The sequence below is a fragment of the Streptomyces muensis genome (genome assembly GCF_021474425.1).
Lineage (GTDB): Bacteria > Actinomycetota > Actinomycetes > Streptomycetales > Streptomycetaceae > Streptomyces > Streptomyces muensis.
In genome coordinates, this window is the sequence record NZ_JAKEIP010000337.1 from 1 (window position 1) to 7491 (window position 7491).

The 7491-nt window shown below is 70.7% G+C and carries 7 protein-coding genes; 3 read left to right on the forward strand and 4 right to left on the reverse strand.

Annotation, left to right across the window (positions count from 1 at the left end; all coding sequences use genetic code 11):
- Positions 1-28: 28 nt before the first annotated feature.
- Positions 29-1309, reverse strand: coding sequence for a hypothetical protein (locus tag L0P92_RS39970; RefSeq protein WP_234768040.1), 1281 nt, complete (start codon positions 1307-1309; stop codon positions 29-31).
- A gap of 271 nt (positions 1310-1580) precedes the next feature.
- On the opposite strand from L0P92_RS39970, the gene L0P92_RS39975 reads away from it, so the two are divergent.
- Positions 1581-2483, forward strand: coding sequence for a DUF4429 domain-containing protein (locus L0P92_RS39975; RefSeq protein WP_234768041.1), 903 nt, complete (start codon positions 1581-1583; stop codon positions 2481-2483).
- Between the two features lie 19 nt (positions 2484-2502).
- Here the strand turns inward: L0P92_RS39975 and L0P92_RS39980 are convergent, their stop codons facing one another.
- Complete coding sequence (locus tag L0P92_RS39980) at positions 2503-3309, reverse strand: class II aldolase/adducin family protein (RefSeq protein ID WP_234768042.1); 807 nt, start codon at positions 3307-3309, stop codon at positions 2503-2505.
- 151 nt (positions 3310-3460) lie between these two features.
- Between L0P92_RS39980 and L0P92_RS39985 the strand changes: the two genes are divergently transcribed.
- A complete protein-coding gene (locus L0P92_RS39985) occupies positions 3461-3943 on the forward strand; it encodes a pyridoxamine 5'-phosphate oxidase family protein (RefSeq protein WP_234768046.1) in 483 nt (160 codons plus the stop codon).
- A gap of 7 nt (positions 3944-3950) precedes the next feature.
- Here L0P92_RS39985 and guaA read toward each other — a convergent pair whose 3' ends face one another.
- Positions 3951-5528, reverse strand: coding sequence for a glutamine-hydrolyzing GMP synthase (gene guaA, locus L0P92_RS39990; protein ID WP_234768043.1), 1578 nt, complete (start codon positions 5526-5528; stop codon positions 3951-3953).
- Between the two features lie 319 nt (positions 5529-5847).
- On the opposite strand from guaA, the gene L0P92_RS39995 reads away from it, so the two are divergent.
- Complete coding sequence (locus tag L0P92_RS39995; RefSeq protein WP_234768044.1) at positions 5848-6135, forward strand: chorismate mutase; 288 nt, start codon at positions 5848-5850, stop codon at positions 6133-6135.
- Between the two features lie 549 nt (positions 6136-6684).
- Here L0P92_RS39995 and L0P92_RS40000 read toward each other — a convergent pair.
- Positions 6685-7338 (reverse strand): hypothetical protein, encoded by a 654-nt coding sequence (locus tag L0P92_RS40000; RefSeq protein ID WP_234768045.1) that lies wholly within the window; start codon positions 7336-7338, stop codon positions 6685-6687.
- Positions 7339-7491 lie beyond the last annotated feature (153 nt).

Here is a 7491-nt window from a genome sequence, read left to right on the forward strand (position 1 = left end):
CCCCCCGCCCAACCGCCGGAGGCGACCGTCACTCAGTCACATCAATCACATACCGCTCCGTCTCCACCCCCACCGCACTGACCACCCGCACCTCCACCCGCCCCGGCTCCACATCCACCGGCACCGGCACCGTGAGCACCGTGTCCGTCGGATTGCTGAACCCCCCGTTCACCGGCACGAGCGGCACCCGCACATGCACCGCCCCGATCCGCACCACCATCCGCGACAACCGATCCGCCCCCTGCGCCCCGGGAGGCACGAACCCGGCCCCCCGGATCTCGATGTCGTCACCCGTACGGATGGCCGCGTCCAGGTCGCCCGCCTCCCGCGCCCGCACCACCGAAAGGATCACCGGCCGACCTCCCTCGGCGTACTTCCCGGCCAGATACGTCGCAGCCGAGACCAGCACCACCACCGCCAGCCCCCACGGCAGATCGGGCAGCTGATCCGGCCGCCGCCCCAACCGCACCGCCGCGAACAGCAGCGCCACCCCGCCGATCACGACGTACTGGATGTCCGCGAACGTCCCCCGCCCGGCGTCGTCCGTCAGCAGATCCGCCGCCCGTGGCCGATGAGCCCGTACCTTCTGCAGGCGCTGCCCGAGCACCCGCACCCCGACGACCCGCCGTACCAGCACCGCGATGACACAGACCACGGCGAGCACGGTCACCACACCGGCACCCCGCCCGAGTTCGAGACCGGCGATCAGCGCGTCGCGCTCACGGTGCCCGGACGCCGCCGCGAGCTGACCCACCAGCACGAGCACGGAGTACGCCACGAAGAGCACCCACGCCCCCGCCACCGCACGCGACGTGGACAGCCGGTTGTCCTCACCGATGACCGGAGCCAGCGCCCCGCCGCGCGCCCGGTGGAACCACGACGCGGCCGTGAGCGCCCCGGCCGTCACCAGCGCCGCCAACAGCCCGGCCGTACGCGCCGACGTCCACCCCGAGCCGATCGCCGTGAGCGCCTGCCCCAGCAGCAGCGCCACGACCAGTCCCCAGACGACACACGTCGTACGCCGCCACAGCCGCGCCAGCCACGCCTCCCCCTCGGCGCGCCCCCGCTCGGCGACGAGTTCCGCCGACTGTGTCAGCTCCTCGGAGACCCACTGCCGGGAGGCCGAGGCCGAGTGGGCCACCGCGGCCGGGAGCCCTTGACCCGCCGCGAACGCGTCCCGTTTCAGCAGGAACTCCGCGACCGCGCGCGCGTGCCCCGCCCGCGCCCCGTGCGGGCAGTCCCCACAGGTGCAGCCACCCCCGTGCGCGCCCACCTCCGCGCTGCCCCGCCCAGCCTCCTGCACCGCCACGCCCGACGCCCGCCTTCCCGGAAACCCTCATGCCCTCGTGACCCATGACCTCATGGCCTTATAGCCCCACAGCCTCACGATCGGCAGCCCGATCTCAGATACCGGCCACCGCCGATTCCGGCCCCGGCCGCACCACCGACCACCACCGCCGCCAACTCACCCACGGCGACAGCGAATTGTGCCGTAGTCCAGGCACTACGCGCCCGGCGGGTCCGTTCGGCGCGGGTGATGAACGGGCCCCCCGTGTTGACCCGGCTGCGAAAATTTCCCCATGGCCGAGATCATCCAGCGCGACGGGACCTGGGCCTTCGACGGCACGACGGTCCGGATCACGCCGGGACTCCACCGCTCCGTGCCGCTGTTCCGGCAGACCTACGGAGAGATCGCCGTACCCCTCGAAGCCGTCGCCGGCATCGTCTTCGAGCCGGAACGCAAACGCGGCCGGCTGCGGATGCGGCTGCGCGAGGGCGCGGACCCGCTGCTCCAGGCGACCGGCGGCAGGCTGCCCGACACGGCGGATCCGTACCGGCTGACGGTGGACGTCGACCGTGCCGGGGTCGCCGAGTACGTAGCCGAGGAGATTCGCCACGCACTGGTCCTGGACCAGATCCCCAAGGAGCCGACCAAGGCCTACCTCCTCCCCGGCCCACCGGTCCCGGTCTCCGTGCGCTCCTCCGACGGCACGGTCTCCTTCGACGGCGGCCAGGTGCGGATCGACTGGTCCGACACCTCCGACCGGGTCAAGCGGGCGACCGGCCCGCGCATCATCGGCGTGGGCGACCTCGTCCAGGTCGAGTGGCTGCCCAACTCCGGTCACGAGGACGGTTTCCTGCGCTTCGTGACCCGGGAGACGGTGTTCTCCAAACTGCCGCCGGAGAAGGACCCGTACGCCCTGGACCTGTGGGGCAGCGTCCGCCGCGACCTGCTCACCGCCCTGGTGGCCACCGCGGTCACGGCCCGTCTGCCGCACCCGTCCACCCGCCCGGCCATCGACCACGCGGACCAGACGGACCGCACCGACCGCACCCAGCTGACTGCACCCGTCCCGCACCCGGCCGACCACCACGACGTACTCCTGCGCAGACTGCGGGAGTTGGGCGAGCTGCACCGGGACGGCGTACTCACCGACGAGGAGTTCGCGATGACGAAGGCGGTCGTCCTACGGGGCTTCTAGCCGGCCGCCCCACGCCGCGTCAGCTCAACAGATCCGGCTCACTGCGGCTCACGTCCTGCCACAACGGCTGGTAGTTGATCCACGCCACCAGATCCCCGCCCAGCTGCTCCCGCGTGGCCACCGCCTGCCGGTGTTCGATGAGCACCGGACGTCCCGCCGCCCGGGCCGTCAGCTGGACCTGGCTGGAGCGTTCCATCGACAGGAACCACCAGGCCGCCGCGTCCACCGAGTCGCCGACGGTCAGAAGGCCGTGGTTGCGCAGGACGAGGGCCTTGCGGGAGCCGAGCGCGGTCGCGATCCGGCGGCCCTCCACGGCGTCGACGGCCACGCCCGAGTAGGCGTCGTAGAGCGCGTGGTCCTCGTAGAAGGCGCAGCTCTCCTGGGTGATCGGGTCCAGGAGCTCCCCCAGCGCCGCGAGCGCCCGCCCGTGCACCGAGTGGCAGTGGGCGACGGCGACGACGTCCGGGCGGGCGGCGTGGACCTGGGAGTGCACGGTGAACGCGGCCTGGTTGACGTGGTACCGCCCCTCGATCACCTGCCCCTCGGAGTTGGCGAGGACCAGGTCGCTCACGGTGACGTGCTTGAACGGCATCCCGAAGGGGTTCACCCAGAAGCAGTCGCTGAACTCGGGATCGCGTGCGGTGATGTGCCCGGAGACCCCGTCCTCGAAGCCGAGCCGCCCGAAGATCCGCAGCGCGCCCGCGAGGCGTTCCTTGCGGTGCCGGCGCTCGTCCTCGACGGACTCGTGCATGGGCGGCATCGCGAACTGCAACCGTTCGGTCGGCAGCGGCGAGGGCGGAGTGGGCCCGAGGGGCGTCCCGTGCATGTGTCCTCCCGCACTGGGTTGCTTACGGGGCGGAAGTTACCGTCGGTCAGCGCAGGAGAACAGAGATGTTCTGTAAAGATCCGACACCCACGCCCCCGGAAACCGGACAGCGGATGTCGGGTATCGGCGCGACACTCACCGTATGACAGGCATGACAGCGAACTGGGCAGCCTTCGCCGCCGCCGAACCGGACCTCGCCCGCACCGCCGAAGAACGTTTCGGCGCCTTCACCCACCACACCCTCGCCACCCTCCGCAAGGACGGCTCTCCCCGCACCACCGGCCTGGAGGTCCGTTTCCTGAACGGCGAGCTCTGGCTCGGCATGATGCCGAACTCGCTCAAGGCCCTCGACCTGCGCCGCGACCCGCGCTTCGCGCTCCAGGCGAACCCCGGGGAGGGGCAGTCGATGGGCGGCGGAGACGTACGGATCGCGGGGCGCGCGATCGAGGTCGAGAACCCGGAGCAGCGGGCCGCGTACAGCGAAGAGGCGGAACCGCCGGAGTCGCCCGAGCCGTTCCACCTCTTCCGCACCGAGTTGACGGAGGTCGTGCGGACCTACGTCGAGGACGACAAGTACCTCGTCGTCCAGGTCTGGAAGCCCGGAGAGCCGGTGCGTACTCTCAAGCGGACCTGAGGCGGGACTACTCCCACTCGATGGTGCCCGGCGGCTTCGACGTCACGTCGAGCACGACCCGGTTGACGTCCCTCACCTCGTTGGTGATCCGCGTCGAGATCTTCGCCAGGACGTCGTACGGCAGTCGCGACCAGTCGGCGGTCATCGCGTCCTCGCTCGACACCGGCCGCAGCACGATCGGGTGGCCGTACGTCCGCCCGTCACCCTGCACGCCGACGCTGCGGACGTCCGCGAGCAGGACCACCGGGCACTGCCAGATGTCACGGTCGAGGCCGGCCGCGGTCAGCTCCTCGCGGGCGATGGCGTCGGCCTCGCGGAGCAGGTCGAGCCGCTCCTTGGTCACCTCGCCGACGATCCGGATGCCGAGGCCGGGGCCCGGGAAGGGCTGGCGCTGGACGATCTCGTCCGGCAGCCCTAGCTCCTGGCCGACCATCCGGACCTCGTCCTTGAACAGCTTGCGCAGCGGCTCGATCAGCTTGAACTCGAGGTCCTCGGGCAGCCCGCCGACGTTGTGGTGGGACTTGATGTTGGCCGTGCCGGTGCCGCCACCGGACTCGACCACGTCGGGGTAGAGCGTGCCCTGGACGAGGAACTCCACGGCCGGACCCTCGTCGGCGATGATCTCGGCCTGGGCCTGCTCGAAGACCCGGATGAACTCGCGGCCGATGATCTTCCGCTTCTCCTCGGGGTCGGAGACCCCGGCGAGCGCCTTGAGGAACCGCTCCTCGGCGTCCACGACCTTCAGCTGGACGCCGGTCGCGGCCACGAAGTCCTTCTCGACCTGCTCGGTCTCGCCCTTGCGCATCAGGCCGTGGTCGACGTACACGCAGGTCAGCTGGGAGCCGATGGCCTTCTGGACCAGCGCCGCCGCCACGGCGGAGTCGACGCCGCCGGACAGACCGCAGATGGCGCGCTTGTCGCCGACCTGCTCGCGGATCGCGGCGACCTGCTCGTCGATGACGTTGCCGGTGGTCCACGACGGCGTGAGCCCCGCACCCCGGTACAGGAAGTGCTCCAGTACCTGCTGGCCGTGCGTGGAGTGCATGACCTCGGGGTGGTACTGGACGCCATAGAGCTTCTGCTCGTCGTTCTCGAAGGCGGCGACCGGGACGACGTCCGTGGAGGCCGTCACGGCGAAGCCCTCGGGGGCGGCGGAGCAGGCGTCGCCGTGCGACATCCACACGTGCTGCTCGGCCGGAGTGCCTTCGAACAGGGTGGAGGACGACTTCGAGACATGCAGATCGGTACGGCCGTACTCACGGGCGCCGGTGTTGTCGACGGTCCCGCCGAGGCTCTGCGCCATCAGCTGGAAGCCGTAGCACATGCCGAAAACCGGGACGCCGGCCTCGAAGAGGGCGCGGTCGATACGGGGGGCGCCCTCCTCGTACACGGACGAGGGGCCGCCGGAGAGGATGATCGCCGCCGGGTTCTTGGCGAGCATCTCGGCGACCGGCATGGTGCTCGGCACGATCTCGCTGTAGACCCGGGCCTCGCGGACACGACGGGCGATGAGCTGGGCGTACTGCGCACCGAAGTCGACGACCAGGACGGTGTCGGTGGCTGCGGCGGGGTTCGCTGATGACACGGGTTGCCTTCCGGCGGTGAGCGAGGTGTGTGTGAGGCCGAGTCTACCGGGCTCGGCACAGGCCCTCCGGGGCCGAAGCCCGTCTCACGATGCGAACCCTCTTGGACGCCCACCTGGGGCACGGCATACTGACCCCATGCTCACGCACCAGACCTTCCTCTTTACCTATGGCAACCGGCCCACCGGCTGCCATGGTCGTGCTGCTTGAGCAACTGACAAGCGACTTCCCAGGCGCCCCGGGCCGACAAGGTCCGGGGCGCCTGGCGTTTATCCGGATCACGTCGCTCCGGGGCACCGCACCCAGCGAGGAGCCCCCGAGATGACCGCCACCGCAGCGGAGAAGACCGGCGCCCACACCACCGAGGCCGCCGACGTGATCACCGGCGCCCGTGAACGCATCGACGCGCTCGACGACCGGATCATCGGCCTGATCCAGGAACGCATGGCCGTCTCGGCGGTGATCCAGGAGGCGCGGATCACCTCGGGCGGCCGGCGCGTGAACCTCTCCCGCGAGATGGAGGTCCTCAACCACTACAGCGAGGCGCTGGGCAAGCCGGGCACCGCGCTGGCGATGACGCTGCTGGAACTGTGCCGCGGCCGGATCTGAATCCACGTTCCGGGGACAGACGTACGCATCCCCTCTCACCCGTACGGAGCGTGACGCCTGCGCGAACCCTTCGTTGGTACCGGTGTCCGTGCCAGCCAGGGGCGGGCCCGACAGAACCACGCGTGGCTCGCTGGGGCGATGAGGCGTACGGATCGTGTCGTACGCCGTGGGACCTCGCTCCAGGAAAGTGACCGGACGGCAGGGGACAGCAGCCCGGTCACCCAAGAGAAGGTCGGCTCCGGGGACGCCCGGGGCCGACCGGCGGGGAGGGGCGACAGGATGCGGGACCTGCGAGACCCGGGACGGAGTACAAGGCGGGGTCGAGCGGTTGCGGTCCCCGTGTCCGTCCAGCACGATGCGTAAGAAGCTCGCCGTCCCACCGCTGCACTGCCAGAGGTCGGGACCACCGATGACCAACCCAGCGGCGCAACCCCCCGGCGCCGCTCCCCAGGCACCGACGCTGCCCTGACGTCGGTGCTGACGAAAGAAGGGCCCCGCGGCTCCGTCCCGCGGGGCCCTTCTCATTCCGGTGCCCGGGCGAGGGCGTCGTCAGGTGCGCGATACGGTGCCGCAGTCGCGCTCGTTCCGGTCCAGCTCCCTGCCTCGGTCGTACGGGTCGACCACCTCGCCGGAGGGCTCGGGACTGGCGTACAGGTCGGCCTGGAACAGCGGCTGGATGAGGCCGTCGCCGTCGCGGCAGTTGTCGTTGGAGATCTCGCCGTCGACGTCGTACACCCAGATACGCCCTTCGGTGCCCTGGAATCTGGCAAGGTCCAGGACGTCCACCTCGACGACCCGGCGGACGATCGTACGGGCGACCTCGCTGCCGCCCCCGGCCTTGGCCAGCGGATACACGAAGGTGTAGTCGGCCCGGATCCGCGCCTGGCCGGTGGCGTCGCCGGGTTCGACGGTCATACGGCCGCGGACCCTGACCTCGGTGCCGACGAGTTCGACCTTGTCGCGGTCGAAGCGGGTGAAGGTCCACGTGGGGTCGTTCTTCACCGTGGGGTGACGCAGCGCGGAGCGCAGGTCGGCCAGGTAGTCCTTCTGCAGGGGGTCGATGAGCGCCAGCGCCTTCCGGGGTTCGGCGCCGTACAGGACGTCGCGGTCGAGGTTGGCGGCGACCAGGAAGTCCTTGGTCATTCCCAGCCCCTTCTCGATCCGTGCGGCGGAGACTCCGCCGACCGCCTTGGCCTTCGGCACCTCGATGGCGTCCGCGCCGACGGCCCAGCGCGCGGCCGGGGAGCCGGCGCAGGGCAGTGCGCGTCTCCGGGACGCTCAGGTCACGCCCTGTGTCTAATAAACATCTCCCAGCCCACGAGACAGCTGTTATCTGCTCGGCTTACGACAGGACTT

What these genes read in the sequence shown, in the direction of transcription:
- L0P92_RS39975 (WP_234768041.1), top strand. Translation starts at nt 1,581, where the DNA reads ATGGCCGAGATCATCCAGCGCGACGGGACCTGGGCCTTCGACGGCACG.
- L0P92_RS39980 (WP_234768042.1), bottom strand. Translation starts at nt 3,309, where the DNA reads ATGCACGGGACGCCCCTCGGGCCCACTCCGCCCTCGCCGCTGCCGACC.
- L0P92_RS39985 (WP_234768046.1), top strand. Translation starts at nt 3,461, where the DNA reads ATGACAGCGAACTGGGCAGCCTTCGCCGCCGCCGAACCGGACCTCGCC.
- L0P92_RS39995 (WP_234768044.1), top strand. Translation starts at nt 5,848, where the DNA reads ATGACCGCCACCGCAGCGGAGAAGACCGGCGCCCACACCACCGAGGCC.